We start from the raw sequence: 25,691 nt of genomic DNA, 5'->3' as shown, positions 1-25,691 counted from the left end.
GTAGGAGGCGCACCACTTCGTGTTCCGCTCATTTCGGATACGCAACTACAGACTCTTCATCGTCGGACAGTTCATCTCCCTCACCGGCGGCTGGATGCAGATCGTCGCCCAGGACTGGTTGGTGCTCCAGCTCTCCGACAACTCGGGCACCGCGCTCGGGGTCGTGACCGCGCTGCAGTTCCTGCCGATCCTGGTCTTCACCCTGTACGCCGGCAAGCTCGCCGACCGGCTCGACAAGCGCAAACTCCTGATCGCCGTCAACGCGGCGTGGGCCGTCCTCGCCGCGGCCCTCGGCATCCTCGTGATCAGCGGCGGGGCCCAGCTGTGGCACGTGTTCGTCTTCGCGGCCGTGTTCGGGGCGGTCAACGCCGTCGAGGTACCCGTCAGACAGTCCTTCGCCAGCGAACTGGTGGGCGCCGACCTGCTGCCCAACGCGCTGTCCCTGAGCGCCGCCACGTTCAACACCGCCCGGATCGTCGGCCCCGCGCTCGCCGGCCTGTGCATCGCCTGGCTCGGCACCGGCCCGGTCTTCGTCCTCAACGCGCTCACGTACGCCGGCCCCATGGTCGGGCTGCTGATGATGAAGTCCGCCGACCTGTACCGCACCCTGTCGGCCAAGAAGCCCGGCAACGTGCGCGACGGGCTCGCCTACGTCCGCCGCCGGCCCGACCTGATGCTGCCCATGGCGCTGATGGGCGTGATCGCGATGCTCGGCTACAACTTCCAGCTCACCCTCGCCATCATGTCCAAGACGGTCTTCCACAACGGGGCCGCGTCGTTCGGGCTGCTCACCTCCGTACTCGCGCTCGGCGCGCTGTGCGGGGCGCTCGCCGGCACCGGTCGCGACGCCCGGCCCTCCGTGTACGTCATCCTCGGCGGCGCGCTCACGTTCGGGATCCTGGAGACCATCCTGGGCTTCGCGCCGACGTACCTGAGCATGGTCGTGCTGCTCTTCCCGACCGGGTTCGCCATGGTCTACTTCGCGCAGGCGTGCAACCAGCGCGTGCAGATGGGCGTGCCCGCGGAGTACCGGGGCCGGGTCATGTCGCTCTACATGCTCGTCTTCGCCGGGACGACCCCGATCGGCGCCCCGATCATCGGGTGGCTGTCCGAGCACGTCAGCGCCCGGTCCAGCATCTGGGTCGGCGGGCTGGCGTCCATCGTGACCGCGCTGGTGGCGCTCGCGGTGCGGATCCGGGTCCGCGGGGTGCAGGTCAGCTTCGCCGCCCGGCCGTGGCCCACGCTGCGGTTCGCCGAGCCCGATGTCGACGAGCTGAGCGTGTCGGTACTGCCGGGGCGCGCCCTGCTGGGCCGGTTCGCCCGCTAGTTGTCGTACCCGCGTGGCAGGGTCGGGTCATGGAATTCGTTGACTACCGGGACCGGCTCGCCGCCGACACGGCCCGACTGACCGCCGTCGCCACCGACCTCGGCGCGCGGGTGCCGTCCTGTCCCGACTGGACCGTCGAGGACCTGGTCCGGCACGTGGCGATGGTCTACCTGCACAAGGTCGAGTGCCTGCGCCTCGGCCACCACCCCGAGGGCTGGCCGCCGGACCTCTCGACCGAGCCCGCGCTCGCGCAGCTGGTCCGGGCGCACGACGAGCTGGCCGCCGAGTTCGCGGGTCGCGCGCCGGAGGACCCGGCCTACACGTGGTACGGGCCGGACCAGTCCGTCGGCTTCTGGATGCGCCGGATGGCCCAGGAGGCCGCCGTGCACCGGGTCGACGCGGAGCTGGCCGCCGGTCAGGTCACCCCGGTCGCGGCCGATCTGGCGGTCGACGGGATCGACGAGGCCCTGACGGTCTTCCTGGCCTGGACGTCGACGGAGTGGCCGGAGGACTACACGCTGGTCGACGCCCCCGCCGTCGAGGTGAGCGCCGGAGGCCGGTCCTGGCTGGTCAGGCCCACCACGAAGGGGGTTCTCGTGGAGGCCGGGCCCGGGGAGGCCGCCACGACGATCTCCTGGGAGCCCTCGGACGTGCTGCTGTGGCTGTGGCGGCGGGTCGGGGACGACGCGGTGACCGTGACGGGGGATCCGGGCGGGGCGGCGACGCTGCGGGCGCTGATGGAGGCCGGCACCCAGTGACCTGCCGGTAGGCGTTGTCGGGCCCGGAGTCCGGTTTCCGGGGGGCCACGCGCCCGGCGCTGGGGCCACGCGCCCGGCGCTGGGGCTCGTGACGGAGCCCTCGCGGGCGATGCCGTGCCGGACGATGCCGATCCGGCGGTGGCCCGCACCGGCCGGGACGGCCATGGGTCGACGGTCGGCCCATCGACCTGTCGGGCATCGGTCGCGAGGTGGCCCGACCGGTCCCGGGCTGTGGTCCGGGCGGCAGGCTGGCAGGGTATCGGGTGGCGGCGGGGCCGGTAGCGGCCTAGCCTGGGGAACGTGGCCGCCCTTCACTACGTGACAGTCGGCGTCGCCCTGACAACACTGGCAGCGACGCCGATCCTGATCGCCTGGCTGGTCGTCCGAGCGGACGACCTCGCCGGGTACGCGGGCGACGTCATGGACCGGCTCCCCGGCCAGGAACCCACCCCCCGGCACCCGCCGATCGAGGAGACCGCCGCCGAGCTGCGCCGGATCACCGAGGCCCTGCGCTCCCCCGTCTCGGTCGCCACCGAGCTGGCCGAGCTGGAGCGCTCCGAGCGCGAGTCCGTCGAGTTGGAACGCCTGGCCCGGCAACTGGAGGTGGACTCCGAGGACGTGGAGATCGCCTCGCCGTCGGAGGACACGTTGCGCCGGGCCGCGCTGTGGCGGGCGGAGCTGCGCCGCGAGGCGTTGTGGATCTCCTACGACGAGCACCTGCGCGAGGCGTGCCGGGCGCTGGCCGTGTATCACCAGCTGGACACGGTGGTGGGCGTGGAGCTGGAGCTGGAGCGCCTCCGGGTCACCGAGGAACTCACCCACGCGGGCCTGGTCCTGCCCGTCTGAGCCAGGCGTCGCCCTCGGCGCGACGGTGGCGTGCTCCCCCCGAGCCGTCGCCCCGGCCGGAAGCCGCACCGGGCCCGCCCGGTCCGACCACCGCCGCCGGTGCCGCCCGCGCGCTACATCCCCGTCAGGGACTCGATCGGGCCGCGGAGGAAGTAGACGACGAACAGGGCCGCGACCGCCCAGAGCACCGGGTGCACCTCCCGGACCTTGCCCCGGACGAGCTTGAGCAGCACGAACGACACGACGCCGGCCCCGATCCCGTTGGAGATCGAGTAGGTGAACGGCATCAGGACGATGGTGAGGAACGCCGGTACCGCGATCTCGTAGTCGGTCCAGTCGATGGACCGTACCCCGGTCATCATCAGGAACCCGACGACGACCAACGCGGTGGTGGCCGCCTCGAACGGCACGACGGTGACGAGCGGCGCGAAGAACATCGCGAGCAGGAACAGGGCGCCGGTGACGAGGTTGGCGAAGCCGGTCCGCGCGCCCTCGGCCACGCCGGCCGCCGACTCGATGTAGGACGTGTTGGAGGAGACGCTGGCCGCGCCGCCGGCCGCCGCCGCGAGGGAGTCGACGAGCAGGATCTGCTGCGACCGGGGCGGGTTGCCCTCCTTGTCGAGCAGGTCACCCTCGGCCCCGACGGCGACCATGGTGCCCATCGTGTCGAAGAAGTCGGTGAGCAGCAGGGTGAAGACGAACATGACGCTGACGACGAGGCCGGCGCGTTCCCAGGAGCCGAACAGGTCGAACTTGCCGAGCAGGCTCAGGTCGGGGCTGTCGATGATATTGGTGGGCAGCTTGGGCACGTTGAGCTGCCAGCCGCGCGGGTTGCCGACGACGCTGCCGGCGTGCGCGAGGCTCTCGACGACGATGGCGAGGACGGTGGTGCCGAGGATGCCGATCAGGATGGCGCCCCGGACCTTGCGCACGACGAGGACCAGCAGGGCGAGCAGGCCCACGACGAAGACGAGGGTGGGCCAGCCGAGCAGCTTGCCGGAGATGCCCATCCCGATCGGGGGCGTGGCCACGCCGGAGGAGCGGACGAAGCCGGCGTCCACGAAGCCGATCAGGGTGAGGAAGAGGCCGATGCCGACGCCGATGGCGTTCTTGAGCTGGACCGGTACGGCGCGGAACATGAGCGCCCGGAGTCCGGTGAGGACGAGTACCGCGATGATGACGCCCTCGATGACCACGAGTCCCATGGCGTCGGCCCAGGTCATGTGGGGTGCGAGCTCGTAGGCGACCATGGCGTTGACGCCGAGGCCGGCGGCGAGGGCCAGCGGGAAGCGCGCGACGACGCCCATCAGGAGGGTCATCACCCCGGCGACGAGCGCGGTGGCGGCGGCGAGCGCGGCGATGGGCAGGGTGGCCCCGTCCGCGTCGACGGCCTTGCCGAGGATCAGCGGGTTGAGGACGACGATGTAGGCCATCGTGAAGAAGGTGGCGAGGCCGCCGCGTACCTCGCGGCCCATCGTGGAGCCTCGGGCGCTGATCTCGAAGTACCGGTCAAGGGCGTTCATGCCGGTCATCCTGCCGGGCGGGTCGGATTGTCCCGTCATCGGGTCTTGTGGTGGCCGGTGGGAGCTGCCAGGTTGTCGGGATGAAGAAGCTACTCATGATCATGAGTGCTGTTCTGGCCCTGGGGATGAGCGGGACGGCCGCGTACGCGGCTCCCCCGGGCGAGTTCGGTACCGACTGGGACGATCCGACCACCGCGACGCCCGCGATCGAGCGGCCGGCCGGCCCCTCGTGCACGGTGCGGGTGGTGACGCACAAGTTCGTGAACTTCGACCCCTATACGAGTACGTACCAGCCGCCGGCCGGGTGTGCCGGGGACTGGGGCAAGGTCGTGCTCGACATGCACGGCGCGGTCAAGGGCCGGCAGTTCGACCGGCTCGGGGCGATGTCGATGGGCGGGGTGACCATCTTCAAGACGTCCACGCCGGAGCCGTCGGCGGACGGGATCGAGTGGAAGGTCGAGAAGGACGTCACGGCGTACTCGGCGCTGTTCCGGAGCCCGCAGCCGGTGTGGATGCTGATCGGCAACGTGGTCAACGAGACGTACACCGGGATCCTGGACATCACGGTGGACCTGACGTTCTACGCGGCGGGGAAGGCGAAGAACCCGGCGCACACGGTGCAGCCGCTGGCGGACCTGCACCGCGAGGGTACGGACCAGGTGGGCACCGTGACCCTGCCGAAGAGCACGGAACGGCTGGTCGCCGAGGTGTACGCGACCGGGTCGGGCGGCGGCTGCGAGGAGTTCTGGTACTCGGTCGCCCCGGCGGACGCGGCGTACTCCTGCGCCTACGGCTCCGGCCCGTACCGGGAGGTCCAGGTGCTGGTCGACGGGAAGCTGGCGGGCATCGCGGCCCCGTACCCGCACATCTACACGGGCGGCTGGGGCAACCCGTTCCTGTGGTACGCGGTCCCCGCGCCCCGGGCGTTCAACGTCCGCCCGCTGACCTATGACCTGGGCCCGTTCATCGGCCAGCTGACCGACGGGCAGCCGCACCGGCTGGCGGTCCGGGTCGTCGGGGTGCCGGAGGGCCAGTCGGGCTGGGACGTGCCGACGAACGTGCTCTCCTGGCAGGGTTCCGCCCCGGTCACCGGCTCCGTGACCAGCGTGAACGACTACCCGGTGAAGAACGTGGTCACCGCTGCCGACAAGAAGGTCACCGTGTCGGCCGGCCACCGCTTCGCGGCGACCGGCGTGCTGAACACCAGCCGCGGCCAGGTCACCACGAGCGTCGACCAGACGGTCACGAACGACTCCACGCACACGTGGACGGACGGCGAGAACCACGACGAGCTGGTCGCGAGCTGGTCCGACCAGTCGATCGTGACCCGGCTCGGGGTCGAGCCGTCGGTGGTCCGGGACAGCAAGCGGTTCTCGATCAACGGCTACACCGACGTCAACGAGGCGAACCGGCTGGTCACGAAGATGAACCTCCTCGACGCGGCCACCGTCATGACGGTCGGCGCCGGCGGGGTGTCCTGGCTGCGGCTGGACGACTCGTTCGTCGGCGAGGCGGCCTACACGCTCGGGGTGCCGCGCCCGGACCGGCACGCGACGTGCGTGTCGCAGCAGACGTACAAACTCAACAACCAGGTCACAACCGTCAAGACTGTCAACGGGTACCGGGTCTGAGCCCGCTGGTCCGGCCCGCACCCGTGGGCCGGACCAGTACCCTGGGGGCGTGTCGACCCGCGAGGAAGTCCAGCCGTTGCAGATCCGGACGGTGCCGTTCGCCGTGGCCGGAATGGTGTTGTGGGCGCTCGGCGGGCTCGGGGTGCTCGTGTTCGACGGGCCGCGGCACTGGGTCGGGATCTGCGTGGCCGGCGTGCTGATCGGCATCCCGGGACTGCTCACGATGATCCGGCACGACCGGGGCGAGCGCCGGGCCTCCGGCGCCGGGCGGCCTTCCTAGCAGCTGTCCGCCGGGTTCATCGCCGCGATCTTGGCCACGGGCACCGACACCACCCTGCCGTCCGAGGTGCGCCGGATCCGGATCGACGTCGGGTTCTTCGAGGCCAGCAGCGCCCCGCACACGTCCGACTCGTCCGTCCGGGTCACCCGGACCTGGGTGCCGCCCTTCTCCGTCGGCGGCACGAACCAGAGCAGCCCGAGTCCGACCACGAGGGCGGCGAGCGCGGCCACCGTGGCGAGTACCGCCCGCTGGAACTGGGCGACGATCTCTCCCGGCTGCTCGTCGCGGGCCCGGTACCAGGCGAGGAGTTCCTCGGGGTCGTCCTTCGGGTCCGGCCAGCCGTAGGCCACCCGGTAGCCCAGGAACAGCGCGGCGGCCGCCAGGAGCACCGCCAGGCCCACGGCGACGCCCACCGCGATCCGCGCCCACCCCGGCAGGGCCGTCAGGGTGTCCTTGCCGATCAGGGCCCCGCCGATCCCGAACAGCCCCAGGATCGCGGTCAGACCCGGGATCCACTGCGCGGCGACCTTGCGGATCGCGGCCACCGGGCCGTCGGCGGCGAGCAGTTCCGTGACGGCGGCCGGGCGCCCGGCCTCCTCGTGCTCCATACCGGCACCCTACGCCGGGCGCGCACCCCCGTCCGCGCGAACGGCGGGGCCGCCCCGGAAGCTGGTATCCCCCGCCCGGGCCGGCACAGGCCCGGGCCGGGCGGGGATCCGCGCTACAGCTCGCTGAGCAGCGGGGCGTCCAGCAGGTCCGCCACCGGCAGCCCGCCGAGGACCGGACGCCGGTCGCCGAGCCGGTCGAGCAGCCAGGGCTGGTCCACCACGACGACGTCCCCGGCCGGCACCACGAGATCGGGGGCGACCCGGACCATGGCCGGCGGTTCGAGCCCGAAGTCGGCGGCCGCGATCCGGCCGTAGATGTCCGCGAGCAGTTCCGGGGTCGCCGTCCGGTCGGGGTCCCCGAGCCGGTCGAGCAGGTCCGCGCACGCGTCGCGGTCGTCGAGGATCGCCTCCACGGACGGCCACGCGCCGAGCAGGGCGGCGGCGGGGGTGGCCAGCTCGTAGAGGCCGACGAGCGCCTCGGACGTCGTGGTCTCCCGGGGGCGCAGGCCGTTGAGGACGGGCTGCTGGCCGAGCCACCACTTCGAGTACGACGGCACGGTCATGCTGCTGCCGTCCTCCAGGACGACCCGGCACGGCTGCACGAGGGCCTGGCGGTGTTCGAGGAGCAGCGGCAGCGCGCCGGCCCAGTCGTCGACCCACTCCAGGTCGCGCAGCGCCACGAGGTGCTCGATCAGGGCGTCCTGGCCCCAGGTCGCGGCCCACTCGGCGGCCCCGTCGAGGTGCAGCTCGTCCAAGTCGGCGACGAGCACCTCGGACTGCGTCTCCACGGCGAACGTGTCGAGCACGCCGACCGCGATCAGGGTCTCGTCGCTCACGGGGGAGGTGAGCAGCTCGGGGTCGCAGTACCCGAACGGGGCGTCCGGGGCGACCACGGCCGCGAGCCGACCGCCGGGGAGCAGCAGGTTGTCCGCCGGGTACCACTCGCCGTCGTCCTCGGCCGGCAGCGCCAGCTTGGCCAGCCAGGGCTCCTCCCCCGGCGCCAGCCCGGCGGCGGCCACGAGGGCGAGCACGGCGTCGGCGATCGGGGCCGGGTCCTCGCTGTCGTAGGAGTTGGCGACGGCGGCGCGCACGAAGTCGTCCGTCAGCACCGATCGGGGGGCCGCGGGCCGCGCGCCGAGCCGTTCCAGCAGCGGGTGCACCGCGTCGGGGTGCACCACCCGCAGGCCCAGCGCGGACACGTCCGGCAGGTCCTCGTCGGGCAGCAGCAGGCCCTTCGCGCCGGTCACGGTGCGGCCGTCGGCGAGCGGCACGGGCAGCGCGCCCAGCTCGCCCGGGTCGGCGTCGGCCAGGCCACTGTAGAGAGAACGCCACCAGGCGGGCTCGCGGCCCAGTCCGGAGACGAGGTCGACGATCTCGGCGGTCGCCAGTCGGCGGACCCCGAGCTTCGCCAGACCCTTGATCTGGTACCAGCCGACGGGCAGCACCCCGTCCACCGCCTCGGCCAGCGGCCCGACGACCGCGTCCGGCACGGCGATCGCGTCACGGGGCGTGTGCCCGCCCGGCAGCCACGGCCGCTCGGTGAGGGTGGCCGTCAGCCGGTCCCGCAGCGCGGCGTCGAACGCGCCCGCCGGGAACCCGCCCTCCAGGACGGCGGCCAGCTCGCGGGCCGGACCGTCCGCGTCACCGACCAGCAGGTCCGCGATCGCGTCGGCGGCCTGGCCGATCAGGAAGTCGGTCAGCGGGCTCGCCGGGATGTGCCGGCGGGTCGTGTCCAACGGGAACGTGCCGATCAGGCGGACCGGCAGGCTGATCCGTTCGGAGCTGGGGGTCGGCGCGTGCACGACCTGGTCGGGGGCCGCGCCGTCGATGGCGGCGATCACCCACCAGTGCGTCCGGACGTGCTCCTCGGCGGGCCGGTCGGCCAGCAGCGCCGGGTCGAGGACACCGTCGCGGCGGGCGGTCCGCCAGTGCTTCTCCTCCTCGGCCTTCTCGATCACCCGGCCGGGCAGGTCCACCCGGGCGAGGTCGAGGGCGAGCAGCAGGGCCGGGTCGAAGTCGTCCAGGACGGCCTCGATCGCGGCGGGCTCGCGGAGGGGGAGGCGGACCTCGGTCGTCCAGCCCTGGGCGGGCGGGCCCGAGGGGGGCCAAGGTAGACGGAGGACGGGTACACCGCCCCGTCGCTCCGCTTCCGCACGTATATGCGGAATATCGGAAATTATAGCGGCGGTCTCCCGGGCCGAGAAGCGCACCCCACCAGTGGTGGAGAGGATCTCCGGCTCGTCGGTGACCGCGAGGACGGCCGAGAAGCCGACCCCGAACCGGCCCGTGGAGTCGTCCTCCCGTTTGCTGGACGCCCGCAGCGAGGTGAGCGCGTCCAGCCCGGCGGCGGTCAGCGGCTCCCCGTCGTTGGCGACGCTGAGCGTGTCGCCGTCCAGCCGGATCCGGACCGTGGTCGCGCCGGCGTCGGCCGCGTTGGTGAGGAGCTCGACGAGCAGCCGGTCGGCGTACCCGCCGTGCAGCAGGTCCTCCTCCGCGTTGGCGTCCTCCCGGAACCGGGTCGGTGAGTCGCGCCACGCGGTGAGGATGGCCTGCCGGCGGCCGGCCAGCTCGTCGTGGGCGGCGGATCCGCCCGGGGCTGCCTGGGCGGCGGGCCCGGTCGGACCCGCCGGGTGCTCAGAGCTCGTCAAGGGCAGAGTCGTCATAGGCGGGACCCGGGGTCGGCTCGGGCTCGGCCTGGGCCTCGACGAACAGCTCCGAGAACGCGCCGCAGCCGTGGTCGCCGGACACGACCTTGCCGTCGTCGGCCGCGTACTCGTTCGAGCAGACGCCGAAGTCCTGGCGGAGCAGGCCGGCGAGCGGCAGGAAGAACCCGCAGCCGGCGCACTGGGCGCTGTCCGGGGCGGCCTTCGCGATCGGGGCGTTGGGGCCGTGCTCGCCCTCGTACCAGCGCTGGGCGGCGTCGAGGCGGCCCGTCCGGCTCAGCACCCGGGGCCGGCCGAGGCCGATCTCCCAGGACACCTCCTCGACGGCGGGGTCGTCCGACAGCACGTACGCCGGGGCGAGGCGGTCGTCGTCCGGGGCCGTGGGCAGCAGGTCGCCGACACCGACGTCGCCGGGCTGGAGCCGCTCGTTCCACGGCACCCACGCGGGGGTGGTCAGGGCGTCGGCCCCCGGCAGCAGGGTCGTCTCGCACACGGTGACGTGCTTGCTGCGCGAGATCCGGGTGACGGTGACCGACCAGTACCAGCCGCGGTAGCCGGCGAGCAGGCACTCGTAGAAGTGGGTGACGAGGCGTTCCCCGTCGGCGACGGCCTCGGTGTGCTTGCCGACGCTGTCGGCCGCCTCCGGAATCGATGCCAAAAGGGCGTCACGGGCAAGGTCCGTGGCATCCGCGCAGACCTGATCAATTCGGGCCGAGCGGGTGCGGGAACGAATTACTGCGCTGGTCACCCGCCTATTCTCGCATCATGCGAACCCTGATCGTCACTGCCGTCGAAGCCGAGGCCGCCGCCGTCCGGGCCGCGTCCGGTGACCTGGAGGTGTACCCCGTCGGGGTCGGGATCGCCGCCGCCGCCGCGGGCACCGCCGCGCTGCTGGCCAGAGGCGGTTACGACCGGGTGATCAGCGCCGGGATCGCCGGTGGATTCGCGGGGCGGGCGGACATCGGGGACGTCGTGGTCGGTACCCGGGCGGTCGCCGCGGAGCTCGGCGCGCAGTCCCCGGACGGCTTCCTGCCGATCGAGACTCTCGGGTTCGGCACGTCGTGGTTCGCCGCCGAGAAGCTGACCCTGGGGGCGTCGGCGGCCGGCCCGCTCTCCGGACCCGTCGTCCGGTTCGGGGAGATCCTCACCCTGCAGACCGTGACGGGTACGGCCGCCGGCGCCCGCGAGCTCGCCGCCCGGCACCCCGACGCGCTCGCCGAGGCGATGGAGGGTTTCGGGGTCGCGACTGCCGCGCACCTCGCGGGGGTACGGTTCGGGGAGCTGAGAACGATCTCGAACCTGATCGGCCCGCGCGACACCTCGACCTGGCGCTTCGGGGTGGCCTTCGCCGCGCTGACCACGGCATTCAAGGAGCTCTAAGTGAAGGTCGCGTACTCGCCCTGCCCCAACGACACCTTCGTGTTCCACGCGCTCGCGCACGGCCTGGTCCCCGGCGCGCCCGGCCTGGACGTCACCTTCGCGGACGTGGACGTGACGAACACCTCGGCGGCGACCGGCGAGTACGACCTGGTGAAGGTGTCCTACGCCGCCCTGCCCTGGCTGCTCGACTCCTACCGGCTGCTGCCGTGTGGCGGGGCGCTCGGCCGGGGCTGCGGACCGCTCGTGGTGACCCGGCCCGGCGTGACCCCGCGCACGGTGGCGGTGCCGGGCGACCGGACGACGGCGTACCTGCTGTTCCGGTTGTGGGCGCAGACGGAGTACCAGATCACGGTCGTGCCCTTCCACGAGATCATGCCCGGGGTGGCCGCCGGGAGGTGGGACGCCGGACTCGTCATCCACGAGGCGCGCTTCACCTACCAGGAGCACGGCCTGGTGGCCCTCGCCGACCTCGGTGAGTGGTGGGAGGGCGAGACCGGGCTGCCGATCCCGCTGGGCGCGATCCTGGCGCACCGGGACCGGGTGGACCCGGAGCGGGCGGCCGAGTGGGTGCGCGCGTCGGTGCGGCACGCGTGGGCGTACCCGGCGGCGAGCCAGGACTACGTGATGGCGCACGCCCAGGAGCTGTCCCCGGACGTGGCCGCCCAGCACATCGACCTGTACGTGAACGAGTTCACCGAGGACCTCGGGGAAGAGGGGTACGCGGCGATCGAGGCCCTGTTGGGCAGGGCCTCGGCCGCCGGTCTGATCCCGGAGTGTTCGGTGCGCTAGGGGAGCTTCAGCTCCCCGAGCCGACCGCCAGCTCGTTGGCCACGGCGTGCACGACCTCGGCGAACTTGGCCGCCGACTTCTTGTCCGGGTACCGCCCGCGCTGGAGGTCCGGCTGGACCTTGGACTCCAGCACCTTGATCATGTCCTCGATGAGGCTGTGCAGCTCCTCCGGCGACCGGCGGCGCAGCTCAGTCAGCGAGACCGGCGACTCCAGGATCTTCACCTGCAGCGCCTGGTCGCCCCGGCGGCTCTCCACGATCCCGAACTCGACCTTCTGGCCGGGGGTCAGCGCGGCGACACCGGACGGCAGGGCTGCCTTGTGCACGAAGACGTCGCCGCCCTCGTCCCGGGTGAGGAACCCGAATCCCTTGCCCTCGTCGTACCACTTCACGCGACCGGTGGGCACAGCGGGACCTCACACTTCATTTGCGGATAACAGGGCCCTTAAGGCTATCCAGGGTCGCCGCGTCCAGCCAAGTGAGATCTCGTAGCACCAGGTCAGCGCCCGCCGCGCGGAGTTCGTCCGCCGTGCAGTGCCCCGTGGTGACCCCGATCGCGGGCACCCCGGCGCTGCGGGCGGCCGCCATGTCGGCGGTGTGGTCGCCCACGTACGCGACCGGGCGGTGCTCGCGGAGCGCGTCGGCCTTCCCGTCGCCCCACGCGAGGCCGACGACATGGGTGACCTGGAGCCCGAAGTACTCCAGGTGCAGGCGGGCCTGGGGCGCGTTCTTGGCCGTGATGACCACCGGGGTGGTGGCTTCCAGGACCTCGCGGGCGCCGGGCAGCAGGTCGACGGCCGGGATCGCGTACTCCGGGTACAGCGACCGGTACGCGGTCACCATCTCCTCGACCCGGTCCTCGGGCACCCAGTGCGCCAGCTCCCACTGCAGGGGCGGGCCGAGGCGGCCGACGACGAGGTCCACGTCGATGCTCAGCCCGTACCGCGCGTTGAGCTGGTGGTAGACCGCGCCGATGCCGCGCCGGCTGTCGATCAGGGTCATGTCCAGGTCGAATCCGACCAGCGGGCGGGTCACCACTAGTGGGTGGGAGCCGAGCCCTCGTGCGGGTGGGTGTAGGACAGGCCGTCCACCGGCAGCGGGAACTCCACGTCCTCCCCGAACGGCGACGGGGCCCCGGCACGGTCGAACAGGAGCTCGTTGAGGGGCAGGTGCCCGTCCTTGACGACCGCGGACTTGCGACCGGGCTGCTGCGCGTGCGCCGGCTGGTGGGCGTTACCCATGCTGACTCCTTAGTTCACCTGTCCGGTCAGTCTGTCACAGCCCCGGGGGACCTTGCGGGGCCCGGGTAACGTGGTCAGTCGCGAATCCGCCGAAAGAATTCGGACTCCGCGGCAACCAGTGGGGCACCGCTTAGCGTCATATTGGTGCAGACCCACAACGGGGAGGAAAACACAATGGGTGTACGAACGAGAGCGCTGGCCATCCTCGCCGGCGCCCTCACCGCGGTGCTGCTCGGGACGGCGACGGCGTACGCGCTGAGCCCCGCCCAGGCCACCCCGCGGTTCCAGGACGTGGCGGTGAAGGCAGCCGAGGGCTCCGAGCCCCCCGTGAGCCCGTCCGCCGGGCCGTCGGCCAGTCCGTCACCCGCCCCGTCCGAGCCGCCCGTGCGCGGCAACACCGGCAGCTGTGAGGTCGGTGAGCACCAGAAGGAGGTCGAGGACATCCTCGTCCGGATCGGGGGCTACGGCGCGATCGACGCCGACGGCTTCCAGTCCGATGGGGACTGCGCCGCGATCAGGGCGTTCCAGACCCGGTACGACATCCGGCCGACCTCGGGCCGGCCCGGCCCGCTGACCGCGAAGGTGGCCCGCCGGATCGCCGCGTTCGACCCGGCGCTGTGCAAGGCGGGCGCGGGTCTCACGATCTGCGTCGACCTGACCCAGCAGACCGTCTGGGCTATGCGGGACGGCGCGGTCGTCCTCGGCCCGACCGTCGTGCGGACCGGGATGGGCGGCGGGTTCCAGACGCCGGCCGGCCAGTTCGAGCTGACCCGGAAGAACAACCCGGAGTGGTCGGTGCCGTACAAGGTGAACCTGCTCCGGTTCCAGCACTTCACCGACGGCATGGGCTTCCACGACACGCCGAGCTACATCCACGACGCGTTCGGCTCGCACGGCTGCGTGAACATGCTGGCGGAGGACTCGAAGGCGCTGTGGAGCATGACCGAGGTCGGCACTCCCGTGCACCTGTTCGGGCGCAAGCCCGGGACGTAGTGAGATCTTGATCTAACGTCTTGGCCCGCTGAGGGCGGGGAGGCGAAGGCGGAGGCGTTTCCGCATACCGGTGTTGTATCGGCATTAGCTGTGACCTGCGGAAACGTAGATCGTTTATGGTTCACTATATGAAACTCAGAGACATCCCTGGATGTCAAATTTGGATCTGTCGATAGCTACCTATGTCCAGTTTTGCCCATAAATAGAAGCAGGCCCCCAACCGGTAGAGGCTGGGGGCCTAGCTCTTGTGCCCCGCGTATCTCGGGGCCAACTCTGCCGGTAGACAGAGGTGCGGAACATATCGCGTGTTTGTTGCGATCCTCAGGTTGGCCGGTACCCTGGCCGCCCTGCGTCGTGCTACCTCCGCGTGTGCGGAGAACACTGCCCGACTGGATGCCTGACAGTCTTGTGAACCGGTACACCCCCGACTACTCGGGGAGCTAGGCAGTGCTTCCGGCTCTGCCTAAGGGTGTGGGGCTGGAAACTCGACTCCCAGGTGACTGGGCTAGCTTGCGACTTACCAATGAGGCCAGCCCCACGGACAGTGATGTTACACACCCTGTGGTCGAGGCTCAACTAACCCCGACGTTTCACCCACCAGCCGTAGGCGAAGAGCGCGGCGGAGGCCAGGAAGACGGCCACGATGACGGCTACTACCACCGTGCCCCCTGACAGGCCCGTTGACGCAGCAACTACCGGGGGGGCTTCCTGGACCACCGCGCTCAGGTTTGTCATCCTGGTGAGTGTAGGGAGGGGCCTGCCGTTATTGGGTCGGCAGGGCTCTCCCTACCCTTCTACTGCTTGCCGGGCCTGCCGACGATGCGGGGTATGGCGTCAGCCCGCTCCCACCGGATGGTTCGGAAGGGCTTCTCCAGGATCGTGGCGTTCCACGCGAGGATCAGCCAGGCCAGGACTTCCCGGGGCGAGAGCCCCAGCCGCTCCTTGCCGGAACCTTCGTAGTACCGCATTGCCTTCCTCAGTGCGTTGTTCAGGGTGGCCATGGGCGAGCCGGCTTCTACCCCGATGCCCTGAACCCCATCCATGAACCGCTGCCACAGCTCAATGTCCCCGTGTTCCGTGTAGATCAGGTGGGACATGACGGAGAGCGGGGCGGCAGTGGCATAGCAGGTTGCCCGGCCCGATACGGCGGCACCCCTGACGACGGAATCCCGGATGTCGGGGTTGGCGGCGAGGAGGAGTAGCGCTTCGTCAATGCTGGGCTTGCGCGGGTCTTCCCCGGCCATTTCTTGCCCGTAGACCCACAGGAGTCGTAGGGCACTGGCGAGCTGTAGGCAGTTCTGTTCGTCGGCTGCGTCGAGGTGATCCGCCAAGGACCAGGCCAAGGCAATGTTCGTCACGCTGAACGCCGACAAGGGCATGCCGACCGCAATGAACATCTCGGCGGCCTTGTCCGCGTCGACAATCATCTGTAGCCGGTGCTGGCCGTCGGTCAGGTTTCCCTTGACGTCGAGGGCTACACCCGCATGGATGAGCTTGTGCCCCTCCTCGACGTGGACTCGCACAAGCCCGGCCACGTACCGCAGTTTCATGGGCCGGTTCTTCTTCGTCTTCTTCAGCAGTAGCGCCGCGAGTTCCGGGGTGATGTTGACTCGGATCTGTTGCGGGTGCTTCTGCTTGGCGAGAACGAACGTTGCGACTTCCGCAGACGTGAACGCCTTGGGCCTCTGGCCGAGTTCGAGTAGGTCTGTGATCGTGAACCCTGCCGCCCGATCAAGCGCTTCCTTGTTTCGCTCGGCGGTGGTGGTTCTCTTCTTCTGTTCGGGTGGCGCCTGGAACAGCGCCGCCTGAGGTTCCTTGACTGGTGCCATGTGTACCCGCTCCGTACTGCCGTCTTCTTTGAGTACCGTCGTGCTTGTGCCGTCTGCTCTCAGTACTTGCCAGCCCCCCACGTTCCTCCCTCACGTCGATGGATAGGTGAGGCACCCTACGCCTTGGCTGGGCGGTAGGGTGCCGACACGCTAGTTGAGGGAATCGCTGGTTTCGCATATCCCGGCGGCGTGCATGAGCGCGTGAGCGCAGTCGGGGCAGGCCCGTTCCATGTGGTACTGCTTCATTTCCTCAACCCCGCCGTACGTGATGACGCAGTAGGTGCACCACAGGGCCAGCTCAAACTTGTTGAGCACTCCCCGATGCGGGTCCGGTAGGTATTGGGTACCACCGCACCCGTCGCACTTGTGGGTTGAGATGTAGGCGTGGGGGTGCCATTCGGCTTCGGCTACGGTGTCGATCCCGATGAGTACTCGGATCATTGCTGTCCCCCGGTGTTCAGCGGTGGCCAGAAGGGCTCTTCTTCAAGCTCGGCCGGTGTGGCTATGTCATGTTCAGCTGTGTACAACTTGTGGAACAGCTCTTTCCGCATGGGGAAGGGCGGCTTGCCTTTCGGGTTTTCGGCCTCCTGCTGGTCGGCGGCACTGACCATGTACTTCCCGCTGGGGCTGATGCCGACGAACACGACCCGGCTGGGAAAGCCGTCTCCTGGCCCTGAGCGCGACCAGAAGGTGAGCGATCGGGGCTCGGTGTCGGTACCGTCGCGCAGGTTGTTTAATCCCATCTATTTCCTCCTTGACCACGGGGTGGGGTACTACTGTGGGGGGTCAGGGGGGTTAGAGAGAAGCCGGCTAGTCCTCTCCCCGCTGGAGGCGGTCGAGGCTGGGGGGGTAGGGGAGGCGAAGCCGACCCTAGGGGGGTCACTTCTTCGGCATTTGCTGTTGCAGGAACTTCCCCAGCGCCCGCCGTTCAACTCCAGGCATGTCCTTCACCTGCTCGGCAAACTTGTCGAGGAACTCTTGCGGGCTGGTGAAGTTCTCCTCCTCCCGCTTCTTCTTGAGCATGTTCGCGTTGACGTGCTCAAACTCTGCGAGGGTGAGTTTCCCGTCGAGGTACTGCACGGCAGACAGCAGCAGGAAACAGTCTTCCCGCGTGAGCCACTCATCAGGCTCACACCCGTGGGGGCATCTGAGCGTGTCGTACGTGGATGACCCCCATAGGCGGCACACCAAGGGCCTGTCTTCGTACACGCCGCACTTCTTGTCTTCGGTCAGCGCCGGGCATTGTCCCATGGGCTGGAGTTGAATGCCGTGCTTCTTGAAGATCCGCTCAGTTTCGATCGCCTGGGCAGGAATGTTGTTGCACGTCTCGTGACACAGGCCCTTGCAGTGGGATGTCGGTACCTGGTCGTAGATTCGCCGCAGGGCTAGGCCCTTAAGGAAGCTCGCCAGGGGACCACGTGTCTCTACTGGCAGGTCAAGGGTGATCTGTTTCCGCTGAACCTGTCTAGTCTTCTCGGTCACGCCTCACACTCCCGGGCTTCGTCCACAAATCGGCGGAGCGGGGTTAGGCCGTCCTCGAACGTGTGGCACTTGCCGCAGTAGCGGTTAGCTAGGTCCTCAGGGTGCGCTGAAGCCTTGCCGCAGTACGGGCAGATGTAGTTTTTGGCTCCTGGGGTGGCGTCAAAGTAGAGGCCGTTTTTCACTAGGCCCATGCGGGCGTCGGGCCTGGCTTCCTTCAGGCCCTCCCACAGGTCGAGGGCGCTTGGCTGGTCGGCGCACCAAAGCGGAATTTTCTCGTCTCCGCACGGGACGACGACCCACCCTTCTTTTGGCGGGAAGGGCGCAAGGATGAGGCGGCGTAGCTCATCCACGTCAACGTCAACCACGGCGCTGCCTCCTCGCGTTGACCTTGACCCTGGCCGGCTTCCTGGGCGTGTTCGCCCTCAGGGCTCGGGTGATGTGCTTGTGGCCCCGTACGGCCATCCGGTAGGAACTCCAACGCCACTGGCGGTGAAGTAGCTCAGGTATCCCGGAGTCTCGGACCATGGTTTCGAAGCACTGCGGGGGCCGGTCGGGGTTGTGGTACGACAGGCCCATGTCGAACCCGGAGAAGAAGGTTGACACGAACGCCTTGCCTACGGGGGTTCGTCGCACCCTGCGGTTGGCCTCGGTACAGATGACGTGGGTGATCAGCCCACCCTTGAAGCGGCGTAGATGCCGCCTGCGGTCAAGGATGTAGTACCGAATTGGCCCGTCTCCACATTGGGGCTCTTTGATTGTGGGTGTGTCGGGGGGTATCTCTTCCGCTGTCGTCATTCCTTTAACTTGCACAACGAAAGATCTTGAGTCAAACACACCATAAGTGATCCAGATCACAACGCGTTGACAGTTTCCCGAAACGCCCACACGACGTTATCTAGGCCCGTATGGTTAGGGACAGACAGCTACACGGGGCCTTAGGGCCACCACCGGGGCTTGCGGGCCACCACCCTACATATGGGGGCTGTCTGATGGACAAAGAGCTAGCTGTAATACGGGTAAGGCACGTGAGCTATTCCGCCTTCACGGATTTGCTGAAGTGCGGGAAGTATCACGAATTGAAGCGCGGTATGTCTCTACCGGGTAGGCCCGCTTGGTGGCTTGCTGGCGGTAGCGCCGTGCACTCTGCATCCGAAGAATTCGACCGCGCTGTTTTCGCCCTGCTCGGGGTCTAACAGGCGTCGCTTCTTCAATCCTGCGTTCCCTACAGGGGGTGAAGTGTGCCCACAATTGCCAGCATTGCCGGCCCCAGCTCAGACGAGCTATTCCATAGGCACTTTTTAAGAGAGGTAACTAAGCTCAAGGAAGGCTCCGACATCCCGCCCGAGAAGTGGTCGGCGGCAGGGAAGTCAAAGAAGGCCTTGGGTGGCAAGGGAGAGGGCGCGGAGTGGTGGGCCCACGAAGGCCCCCACATGGTCCAGTCCTGGATGGAGTGGCGCAAAAGTGTGCCATGGGCCATCTGGACCACCCCCGACAAAGAGCCGGCCATCGAAATTGGCCTCCTCATCCAGATCGGGGAAACCCAGTTCAAAGGCTTCATTGACCGCATCTTCATGTTGCCGAACGGCGACCTGTGCATTGTGGACCTGAAGTCAGGCTCACGGACCCCGGACTCAGACCTTCAGCTCGGCATGTACGCGATCGGCATTGAAAAAGCGTTTGGAGTACGCCCCAAATGGGGGGCGTACTGGATGGCCCGCACCGGTCAGTTGTCAGACAGGGTAGACCTCGGGAAATACAGCGAAGGGATGGTGTCGAAATGGCTGGAACGTTACTGGGCGATCGTGGACCAGGGGCTTTATCTCCCGCACGTGACGAACATGTGTCGAGCGTGCGACATGAATCGATTCTGCGCGGCTTACGGCGGGGAGAAGGCCTACATGGACCCCGACTACGAGCCACCGCTATTCCAGATCACCGAACGAAAGGCAGCTTGATATGTCGAACCAGACCGCCGTAGTGCAGGCAAATTTCAAGATCGGTGACGACCTGTTCAACATCTACGCGAACAGCGCCGCTGACCTGGTGGGCCATCTCGCGGACATGGCCGCGTTCGGCCCCGAAATCCACAAGTTCGTCTACGCCATCAAGTCCGGACAGGCCCCGGTCGAGGGAAACACAGCTCCCGGGTACAGCCAGCCGCCGGCGCAGCACATTCAGCAGGCACAGCCGCAGGTGGCCTACTCCAACCCGCAGGGCGGCGCACCGACGTGGGTTTCTCAGGGGCCAACTCAGCCGGCCGTCCAGGTGCACAACGGCAGTGTCCCCCTGGACCACGAGGGCAACCCGCTGCCGACCTGGGTCAAGACGTGTCAGCACACGGGGCAGTACGGCCCAATGAAGAGGATCTCCAAGGAGACGAACGGTAAGGCATGGACGGCCTTTGGGTGCCCGGCACCCAAGAACCAGGGCTGCACAACGGGGCTTCAGTTCGACCCCAAGTAGCTCTCCCGCCTTGACCGAAGCCGCTACGTCCTAAGGAGAATTCCCATGCTCGGTACCAACATGAAGAAGTGCTTTGACCCGACGTGCATCTGGTGCAAGGACAAGCCGGAGCCGACGATGCCGCCCATCTCGTTCAAGGACATGAACAACAAGCTGCGGGAAAAGGACGACCCGGGCTACCTGGAAGACGCCAGGGCGGAAGAGCTGTACGGGCTTCCGGTGCGGTTCGAAGTGCTGGAGAACGCGTCCGACGTCCGACGTGGCTACGGCTGCGTCTGGCCAGACGGCACTGTGGACTACCGGCGACTTGACGGAGTGGCAAGCCACTTCATCACCAAGGTGGAGTTCCTGAGGTGGCTGCGAAAGGCGGGCCTTTTCACCCGCCTCCGCTACATCGACAAGGGCGAAGAGCAGAAGGCCACGGAGAAGAACACGGCCAGCGAGCCCAGTAACACGGAGGCCAAGGCTCCGAAGCCCAGTCGCAGCAGGGATCTGCTCGCCATCAAGAACTGCATGGAGGGCGCCGCAACTCTCGCCATCACTGGCTTCATGCTGGGGAAGAGCAAGCTGGAAACGGCAGAGAAGGCCCTCGACCTGTCGGACGCGGCGGGCCGGCTGTACGACGACGGCGTCAAGGGCGCTGCGGTCTACAGGGACTAGGCGGGATGCCCGCGCCGTTGGGGCGTGGGGCATCAGGGAAAATGGCTGAGGCTTTGCCGGCACCATTCCCTAAGTTCGCGGCATACGACTACGGAATGGATTTCGCTCGGGGGCAGGTCCACATGGTGGCCGGGCCTGCCTCCTCCGGCAAGACAGCTTTCGCTCTGGTGTCAGCGCTCAAAATGAGGGTCCCGACCCTGTACTACTCGGCCGATTCAGACGCCAACACAATGCGCATTCGGTCAGTCGCAGCCCTGACGAAACATCCTCAGTCTCTGGTCAAGGAAGTGCTCTCGGCCGGCATGTTCAATGAGGAGTATGGGCAGCTTCTAGAGAGCCTGCCCATACGGTTTCAGTTCGACCCGACTGACCCCACGGTTGAGGACATCGTTTATGCGATGACGTGCCGTAAAGAGATCATGGGCGTCTACCCAACTCTGCTCGTTCTCGACAACTTGATGAACATCACCGGGGATGGCGGGGACGAGTGGCAAGCAATGCGACGGGCCTCAAAGGACCTGCACTACCTGGCCCGCAAAACTGAAGCCGCAATCGTCGTCCTGCACCACACTTCGGTTCCCAAGAACGAGGACGAGATAGAGCAGGCCCCCAAGCGGTCGCAGATTCAAGGCAAAGTCGATCAGATGCCGGAAGTCATTGTGACCATCGCTCACGAGCCGGCGACATCCAGCCTGTGGGTTGCGACAGTCAAGAACAGGCACCGCGCTTCGGACCTGATGGCCCGCTTCCCTTTCCGCATGTACGTGGACTATTCCCGGATGCAAATCACGGACGACTGCACACAAAGGAGCTACGACAATGGATGAGGCATTCCGCAGGTTCTTCCTGCACCGCAAGGTTGACGTCTCCGGTGTATCCGGAACCGGGCGGGTAGCTGAAGGGGTTCAGTTCTCTGACCGCCGCGTCGTGGTTCAGTGGCTCGTCCCCGGTCAGCCGAAGTCGACAGTCCTATGGGGCAGCGTTGACGAGGCCATGCAGATTCACGGCCACAACGGGGCCACCGAGCTTGTTTGGCTGGACCTGTGACCACCGCAGTGGAGTCCCGGAGCTTGCGCACGTTCAGCGTGCGCAAGCCGTTGGAAGACAACAGAGAAACCGAAGTTGGTGAGGGCTATCAGTTCTCCAACGGCGTAGTTGTTGTCTGGTGGGACGAGGGGGTTGCGGGTGCCGACCCTAACGGCGGCACCCTGACGGCTTACCTCACGGTGGACACCCTGTTGGAAGGCATCTCCCCTGACGGCTGGTCTCTGGTGTGGGGTGTGTGATGCGCCGAACCTGGCACGAGATCCGTTACGAAACGGGCGGCAGGTTCGCCCGGCTGGGGGTGCTCGACCGGTTCGGCGGCACCGTCAAGAAGATTGCGGCGGGTTGGCTTTACCCGAGCGGGGTTTGTCTAGTCCGCTACGACATCAATCTCGATCCCCGATTCCGTCCGTTGGGCTGTTTCAAGACGCTCTCTGAGTTTGTCGAATGGCATTACGAGCTGAACTTGCGGGCCTATGTCCAACCCCCGGTCTGGTTCGCACCCATCGTTAGGAGGTTCGCTGTGCAGAGGAATCTACCGAGGCCCTTTCAGGTGCGGGAGAACGAACCCCCGCACACGGTGAAAGCCACCGGCTGGGAATACACGTCCGGGGTGTGCATGGTCCGGCCCACTGACTTTCAGGCCCTGGACCGAGACACGATCGAGGCCTTCCCGTCGGCCAAGAAAGCCAAGCAGGCGGTTGGGGCTCGGGGTCAGCACATCGCGTGGGATGAGTAATGGTTCCCCCGGCCAAAATGACCATCGCTCCACGCATCTTCCAATTTCATGTGCCACTGCCCGAGCGGGCTATCAACCAGCCGCTGTGGTTGTCGCTGAATGACCGTGCCCATTGGACGAAGAACGGGGTACTGAAAAAGTACTTCCGTTCTTCCGGGTACGAACGGGCCCTTGACGCAGAGATTCCGCGACTGGATCGGGCTTGGATGGTGGCTGTTCTTTCTTTCGGTGACCGCAGGCGTAGGGACGCACACAACTACATGCCCACGGTCAAGGCAATCGTGGACGGGGCGATCGATGCGGGAGTTTTGGACGATGACGACAATACCCGACTGGTTGGCCCTGATCTGCGGGTTGATCCTGGTCGGGCTCGTGGCGTGCATCTGATCACGTACTCACTCACGGATGAAGAATGGGTGGCACAGCATGACTGGTAAGGCTATCGAGTTCAACCCCGAAGCATTCCGGGACATGACCGATCGGGTTCGTGAAGTGGTTCGCGTGCTGGAGGACGCTCACCGCTACTTCTGGGCCAAGGATCAGATGAACGCGGCCAGCAACTGCGCCGAGACGTTGCGGTCTCCTCTAGGGCGGGAAATCCTGGCGGCCTGCGAAAAGGCTGACGCGGTTCTGAGTGTCCTGTTGACGATTCGACGGACGCAAGGCGGGCTGCCGTGATCGGTGAAGTCCTCTCCCATTATGGTGCCGCCAATCCGGGCGGCACCTCCGGGTACAAGAAGATCCTGTGCCCTTTCCACAACGACAGCCACCCGAGCGCGGTAGTCAACTACACGGACCAGCGTTTCAAATGCTTCGTGTGTGACATCTCGGAAGACTCGATCGGCATTGTCCGCCTCATGGAACCGGGGATGGGTTATGAAGAAGCCCGGAAAGCGGTTGAGGAAATCTCTGGGGAGAGCTGCGACGACGTACGCGGCAGCTCTCCCACTGGCAGAGCGCTATTTGGCGAGACGCGGAATAGATCTGGCAACAGCAAGTCGGTGGGGTCTTGGCGTGGTCGACTCGACGGAGACGGGGCATGAGGCTTTTCGGGGCCGTCTTGCTATTCCCTACGTCGATGACTTGGGCGTGTATGGGCTCAAGTTCAGGTGCATGGCCGAGCACGACTGTAAGGACGACGGGTGCGCGAAGTACCTGTGTCCCACATCCCAAGACTGTTCCTTGTTCAATGTGCGGGCTTTGGATTCCCCCTCAGCCATCATCCACATTTGCGAGGGAGAAATGGACTGCCTTGTACTACAGGAGGTACTGGGCGAACCGGTCGTAGGCATCGCCGGGAGTACAGCGTGGGAGGACCATTGGCCTTTCCACTTTCAGGAGTACGAGCGGGTCATTTTGTGGCCTGACGGCGATAAGGCCGGCAGGGACATGGCCGCTAAGTGGCGCAAACAGTTGCAAGACATGGACGTCATCACTATGCCCCCAGGTCATGACGTGGGGTCCATCTATGCCGAGTACGGCCCGGACAAGTTGAAGGAACTCGCTGGCCTTGACGACGACACGGAGGTTGAGTCATGAAGCGCCCGAAGATTTTGAAGAACGCGGCCTACTGCAAGGTGTGCGACGAAGAGGTTGAGTCGGTGTCTCGTCACGACTTCAAGTCCTGCAAGTGTGGGCGCCTCTTTGTCGATGGCGGCAAGGACTATCAGCGGTTGGGGTTCCAGGCCATGAGCGAATGGGAAGATCGGAGCGTCCTCGACCCGGACGCGGTACCGGATGAGCCGGAGCACTACTACGAGACCATTCCGGATCTCCTGCCAGAAGAGCCCCCTGTGGTGCCCGTGGAGCCCCTACCGGCAGTGCCCTGGAGTCATTGGGCACCCCCAGAGCAGGACTTGGACACGGAGGAGCTGCGGGCCTGGCCCCCCAACACCCCCGGGGCCAACCTGCTCATCCTGGACGATCCAAACCCGGAACCCCCGCCGGCCGCCGGCCAGCCCGCTTACGTGTACACGCCGGTTCCGGACCTGGACCCCAGCGAGGCCAAGGAGATGGCGTCATGGTCGACGGGGGACTAAACGACGGCTACCTAAAGGGGTTCGGGGACGGCTACGCCAGGGCCGTGGTTGAACAGAAGGGGTTCAGCCCCGACGTGGAAAAATTGCAGGCAAAAGCCGACGCGAAAGCCGAGGCGAAACTAGAGAAGACACTGACCCGGTACCGGTACGCATTGCTGGGCGCATGTGCCATGGGTTTCGGTGCATTCTTGGGCCTGGTGCTAATGGGCCTGGCAAGTTCCCCAACTGTCCAAGTAGCACTGCTCTTCACAGGTATGCTGTTTATGGGAGCCGGAATCGCCATAGGGGCGTTCCTCTTCCGAGACAGGCTAACCCATGGGAATGAATCACGCGCTGGGGAATCCGGAAGTAGCAACCCTGATTGACACCGCCGCATACTCCGGATACCGGAAGTACAGTGAGTGGGTCAGCTACAAGCAACTACGAGAATTCGTGTGGCAGTACGCCATGTGCACGGGTGTCGTTGATGACGACAAGCCAAGCATTTCATTCATCGGGTTGGTGCGGTACGCCCACAAGCGTGCCGCACTAGCCAAAGCCCAGGGAATCCGCCGAGCCGAGAATGACCAAGTAAAATACACCCCCGGCATGGTACGGGAGCTGCTTCACGACGCGGCCGACCCGACATGGACCAACCAGGCGGCGACATCCACGGGCCGGGGTGGTGGAGACCCCGCCGTAAGTGGGAATTACATTGCCGCAGTCATGGACGTGCGAAGGGCATTCAAAAGCCTGACCTTCTACCAGCGCCGGCACCTGTTCTTCAAAGTAGTGATGAAGAGGAGCTCCGCCGAGCTGGCAGCGGAAGCGCAGTGCACGGTGAGGGCGGTTGACGCGGTAGTAGAGCGGGCGGTCAAGGCCATCTGTGCCCATCTCAATGGCGGAACAGCCCGGTATCCAAGATGAGCTTCTCCCCGTTGGGTCGGGTAATGACAAGTTCGTCCTTGTCGTTGACTTCAAGGGTGACGGGGCCGTTGTCGAGTTCCTCCGTCAACCGACCGTGCAAACTCCTCTGCTTACGAACCATGTCGGAGACGGTAAGCCCTAGCTCCGTCGCTTGGAGTTCCCAGGCAGTTTTTTCGTCAAGGGTTGTGCGGACCTTCACGTACGCGTCCCTACTCGGTACGGCCATTTCTTTACCCTTTCCAGCCACGAGGCCCCCCACCTTATCCGGGTGGGGGGCCTAAAGAATTTTTTATTGTTCCACTGTGGCCGGTCGGGTAGGTGATCAGTTCGCCTTGACCTCCTGCTGTTCCGGCTCGGCCGTAGCGTCGTTCCATGGTGCCAGTGCCTTAGTGCAGTTCAGTAGGTTCTTGTCCACGTGTACCCAGCGGGTGCCCTGGGCGTACACGGGTTTAGCACAGTGCTTGCACAGTATCGCCATGGGGGGCTCCGTA

Annotated in this window: 33 protein-coding genes and 1 pseudogene; 22 read left to right on the top strand and 12 right to left on the bottom strand. The window is 67.0% G+C overall.

From position 1 onward, the window contains the following. The first annotated feature begins 19 nt into the window (after positions 1-19). The 3 genes from PT931_RS13795 to PT931_RS13785 all read left to right on the top strand — a co-directional run bounded on the left by PT931_RS13795 (position 20) and on the right by PT931_RS13785 (position 2,931). Complete coding sequence (locus PT931_RS13795) at positions 20-1,327, top strand: MFS transporter (protein ID WP_456246119.1); 1,308 nt, start codon at positions 20-22, stop codon at positions 1,325-1,327. A gap of 29 nt (positions 1,328-1,356) precedes the next feature. Continuing rightward, positions 1,357-2,085 carry a maleylpyruvate isomerase family mycothiol-dependent enzyme gene (locus PT931_RS13790; protein WP_456246118.1) on the top strand — a complete coding sequence of 243 codons (729 nt, stop codon included), beginning with the start codon at positions 1,357-1,359 and terminating at the stop codon, positions 2,083-2,085. Between the two features lie 300 nt (positions 2,086-2,385). Further along, the gene (locus tag PT931_RS13785) at positions 2,386-2,931 is read left to right on the top strand and encodes a hypothetical protein (RefSeq protein ID WP_456246117.1); all 546 of its coding nucleotides are present in this window, start codon (positions 2,386-2,388) and stop codon (positions 2,929-2,931) included. 113 nt (positions 2,932-3,044) lie between these two features. On the opposite strand, the gene PT931_RS13780 is transcribed toward PT931_RS13785, so the two are convergent. Further along, complete coding sequence (locus tag PT931_RS13780; RefSeq protein ID WP_456246172.1) at positions 3,045-4,463, bottom strand: NCS2 family permease; 1,419 nt, start codon at positions 4,461-4,463, stop codon at positions 3,045-3,047. 71 nt (positions 4,464-4,534) lie between these two features. On the opposite strand from PT931_RS13780, the gene PT931_RS13775 reads away from it, so the two are divergent. Both PT931_RS13775 and PT931_RS13770 read left to right on the top strand, forming a co-directional pair. Beyond that, on the top strand, positions 4,535-6,085 hold the full coding sequence (locus PT931_RS13775; RefSeq protein ID WP_456246116.1) for a peptide-N4-asparagine amidase: 1,551 nt from the start codon (positions 4,535-4,537) through the stop codon (positions 6,083-6,085). Positions 6,086-6,134: 49 nt separating this feature from the next. Next, the gene (locus tag PT931_RS13770; RefSeq protein ID WP_456246115.1) at positions 6,135-6,365 is read left to right on the top strand and encodes a DUF2530 domain-containing protein; all 231 of its coding nucleotides are present in this window, start codon (positions 6,135-6,137) and stop codon (positions 6,363-6,365) included. On the opposite strand, the gene PT931_RS13765 is transcribed toward PT931_RS13770, so the two are convergent. From PT931_RS13765 to PT931_RS13755, 3 genes are all read right to left on the bottom strand, one after another. Continuing rightward, a complete protein-coding gene (locus PT931_RS13765) occupies positions 6,362-6,973 on the bottom strand; it encodes a hypothetical protein (RefSeq protein WP_456246114.1) in 612 nt (203 codons plus the stop codon). The genes PT931_RS13770 and PT931_RS13765 overlap by 4 nt on opposite strands. Positions 6,974-7,086: 113 nt before the next feature. Then, the gene (locus PT931_RS13760; protein ID WP_456246113.1) at positions 7,087-9,636 is read right to left on the bottom strand and encodes a sacsin N-terminal ATP-binding-like domain-containing protein; all 2,550 of its coding nucleotides are present in this window, start codon (positions 9,634-9,636) and stop codon (positions 7,087-7,089) included. Continuing rightward, entirely contained in the window at positions 9,608-10,384 is a 777-nt protein-coding gene (locus tag PT931_RS13755) for a DUF3027 domain-containing protein (protein ID WP_363725428.1), read from the bottom strand. Before PT931_RS13755 ends, PT931_RS13760 begins: the two co-directional genes overlap by 29 nt. 14 nt (positions 10,385-10,398) lie before the next feature. Here PT931_RS13755 and PT931_RS13750 point away from each other — a divergent pair, with 14 nt between their 5' ends. Both PT931_RS13750 and PT931_RS13745 read left to right on the top strand, forming a co-directional pair. Continuing rightward, positions 10,399-11,016, top strand: a complete 618-nt coding sequence (locus PT931_RS13750) for a futalosine hydrolase (protein WP_456246171.1) — start codon at positions 10,399-10,401, stop codon at positions 11,014-11,016. After that, positions 11,017-11,805 (top strand): 1,4-dihydroxy-6-naphthoate synthase, encoded by a 789-nt coding sequence (locus PT931_RS13745; protein ID WP_456246112.1) that lies wholly within the window; start codon positions 11,017-11,019, stop codon positions 11,803-11,805. Between the two features lie 7 nt (positions 11,806-11,812). On the opposite strand, the gene PT931_RS13740 is transcribed toward PT931_RS13745, so the two are convergent. Genes PT931_RS13740 through PT931_RS13730 form a run of 3 tightly spaced genes read right to left on the bottom strand, consistent with a single transcriptional unit; the run spans position 11,813 to position 13,045 of the window. Continuing rightward, on the bottom strand, positions 11,813-12,211 hold the full coding sequence (locus PT931_RS13740) for a cold-shock protein (RefSeq protein ID WP_363725424.1): 399 nt from the start codon (positions 12,209-12,211) through the stop codon (positions 11,813-11,815). A gap of 16 nt (positions 12,212-12,227) precedes the next feature. Next, positions 12,228-12,839: an HAD family hydrolase gene (locus PT931_RS13735; RefSeq protein ID WP_456246111.1), complete on the bottom strand. Its 612-nt coding sequence runs from the start codon at positions 12,837-12,839 to the stop codon at positions 12,228-12,230. 2 nt (positions 12,840-12,841) lie between these two features. Then, entirely contained in the window at positions 12,842-13,045 is a 204-nt protein-coding gene (locus PT931_RS13730; protein WP_456246110.1) for a hypothetical protein, read from the bottom strand. A 174-nt stretch (positions 13,046-13,219) separates the two neighbouring features. Here PT931_RS13730 and PT931_RS13725 point away from each other — a divergent pair, with 174 nt between their 5' ends. Next, a complete protein-coding gene (locus PT931_RS13725) occupies positions 13,220-14,038 on the top strand; it encodes a L,D-transpeptidase family protein (protein ID WP_456246109.1) in 819 nt (272 codons plus the stop codon). Positions 14,039-14,832: 794 nt separating this feature from the next. Here PT931_RS13725 and PT931_RS13720 read toward each other — a convergent pair. From PT931_RS13720 to PT931_RS13705, 4 genes are all read right to left on the bottom strand, one after another. Further along, positions 14,833-15,867, bottom strand: coding sequence for a hypothetical protein (locus PT931_RS13720; RefSeq protein WP_456246108.1), 1,035 nt, complete (start codon positions 15,865-15,867; stop codon positions 14,833-14,835). Between the two features lie 437 nt (positions 15,868-16,304). After that, positions 16,305-16,610 carry a hypothetical protein gene (locus tag PT931_RS13715; RefSeq protein ID WP_456246107.1) on the bottom strand — a complete coding sequence of 102 codons (306 nt, stop codon included), beginning with the start codon at positions 16,608-16,610 and terminating at the stop codon, positions 16,305-16,307. 136 nt (positions 16,611-16,746) lie between these two features. Beyond that, positions 16,747-17,349, bottom strand: coding sequence for a YkgJ family cysteine cluster protein (locus PT931_RS13710; protein WP_456246106.1), 603 nt, complete (start codon positions 17,347-17,349; stop codon positions 16,747-16,749). Next, positions 17,346-17,714 carry a hypothetical protein gene (locus PT931_RS13705; RefSeq protein WP_456246105.1) on the bottom strand — a complete coding sequence of 123 codons (369 nt, stop codon included), beginning with the start codon at positions 17,712-17,714 and terminating at the stop codon, positions 17,346-17,348. Before PT931_RS13705 ends, PT931_RS13710 begins: the two co-directional genes overlap by 4 nt. Positions 17,715-18,587: 873 nt before the next feature. On the opposite strand from PT931_RS13705, the gene PT931_RS13700 reads away from it, so the two are divergent. The 14 genes and pseudogenes from PT931_RS13700 (at position 18,588) to PT931_RS13635 (ending at position 25,200) form a co-directional block, all read left to right on the top strand. Continuing rightward, complete coding sequence (locus PT931_RS13700; RefSeq protein ID WP_456246104.1) at positions 18,588-19,304, top strand: PD-(D/E)XK nuclease family protein; 717 nt, start codon at positions 18,588-18,590, stop codon at positions 19,302-19,304. A gap of 1 nt (position 19,305) precedes the next feature. Next, positions 19,306-19,812 carry a hypothetical protein gene (locus PT931_RS13695; protein WP_456246103.1) on the top strand — a complete coding sequence of 169 codons (507 nt, stop codon included), beginning with the start codon at positions 19,306-19,308 and terminating at the stop codon, positions 19,810-19,812. A gap of 45 nt (positions 19,813-19,857) precedes the next feature. Next, entirely contained in the window at positions 19,858-20,472 is a 615-nt protein-coding gene (locus PT931_RS13690; protein WP_456246102.1) for a hypothetical protein, read from the top strand. A gap of 95 nt (positions 20,473-20,567) precedes the next feature. Beyond that, positions 20,568-21,299: an AAA family ATPase gene (locus PT931_RS13685; protein WP_456246101.1), complete on the top strand. Its 732-nt coding sequence runs from the start codon at positions 20,568-20,570 to the stop codon at positions 21,297-21,299. Continuing rightward, positions 21,292-21,519 carry a hypothetical protein gene (locus tag PT931_RS13680; protein WP_456246100.1) on the top strand — a complete coding sequence of 76 codons (228 nt, stop codon included), beginning with the start codon at positions 21,292-21,294 and terminating at the stop codon, positions 21,517-21,519. Before PT931_RS13685 ends, PT931_RS13680 begins: the two co-directional genes overlap by 8 nt. Beyond that, positions 21,516-21,758, top strand: a complete 243-nt coding sequence (locus PT931_RS13675; RefSeq protein WP_456246099.1) for a hypothetical protein — start codon at positions 21,516-21,518, stop codon at positions 21,756-21,758. The genes PT931_RS13680 and PT931_RS13675 overlap by 4 nt, the downstream gene beginning before the upstream one ends. Then, a complete protein-coding gene (locus PT931_RS13670) occupies positions 21,758-22,255 on the top strand; it encodes a hypothetical protein (RefSeq protein ID WP_456246098.1) in 498 nt (165 codons plus the stop codon). The genes PT931_RS13675 and PT931_RS13670 overlap by 1 nt, the downstream gene beginning before the upstream one ends. Before the next feature lie 17 nt (positions 22,256-22,272). Then, on the top strand, positions 22,273-22,692 hold the full coding sequence (locus PT931_RS13665; RefSeq protein ID WP_456246097.1) for a hypothetical protein: 420 nt from the start codon (positions 22,273-22,275) through the stop codon (positions 22,690-22,692). Beyond that, entirely contained in the window at positions 22,682-22,933 is a 252-nt protein-coding gene (locus PT931_RS13660) for a hypothetical protein (RefSeq protein WP_456246096.1), read from the top strand. Before PT931_RS13665 ends, PT931_RS13660 begins: the two co-directional genes overlap by 11 nt. Then, positions 22,930-23,103 (top strand): annotated as a pseudogene (locus PT931_RS13655) (CHC2 zinc finger domain-containing protein); the annotation flags it as partial. The gene PT931_RS13660 and the pseudogene PT931_RS13655, both read left to right, overlap by 4 nt. A 28-nt stretch (positions 23,104-23,131) precedes the next feature. After that, a complete protein-coding gene (locus PT931_RS13650; protein WP_456246095.1) occupies positions 23,132-23,794 on the top strand; it encodes a toprim domain-containing protein in 663 nt (220 codons plus the stop codon). Beyond that, positions 23,791-24,294: a DUF7695 domain-containing protein gene (locus PT931_RS13645; RefSeq protein WP_456246094.1), complete on the top strand. Its 504-nt coding sequence runs from the start codon at positions 23,791-23,793 to the stop codon at positions 24,292-24,294. Before PT931_RS13650 ends, PT931_RS13645 begins: the two co-directional genes overlap by 4 nt. Beyond that, complete coding sequence (locus PT931_RS13640) at positions 24,276-24,659, top strand: hypothetical protein (RefSeq protein WP_456246093.1); 384 nt, start codon at positions 24,276-24,278, stop codon at positions 24,657-24,659. Before PT931_RS13645 ends, PT931_RS13640 begins: the two co-directional genes overlap by 19 nt. Beyond that, positions 24,616-25,200, top strand: a complete 585-nt coding sequence (locus PT931_RS13635; protein ID WP_456246092.1) for a hypothetical protein — start codon at positions 24,616-24,618, stop codon at positions 25,198-25,200. Before PT931_RS13640 ends, PT931_RS13635 begins: the two co-directional genes overlap by 44 nt. Here PT931_RS13635 and PT931_RS13630 read toward each other — a convergent pair. Beyond that, complete coding sequence (locus tag PT931_RS13630; protein ID WP_456246091.1) at positions 25,169-25,399, bottom strand: hypothetical protein; 231 nt, start codon at positions 25,397-25,399, stop codon at positions 25,169-25,171. The two genes, PT931_RS13635 and PT931_RS13630, sit on opposite strands and share 32 nt — an antisense overlap. Positions 25,400-25,691: the final 292 nt, after the last annotated feature.

The organism is Longispora urticae, assembly GCF_053902585.1.
This window is presented reverse-complemented; position numbering and strand designations above follow the sequence as displayed.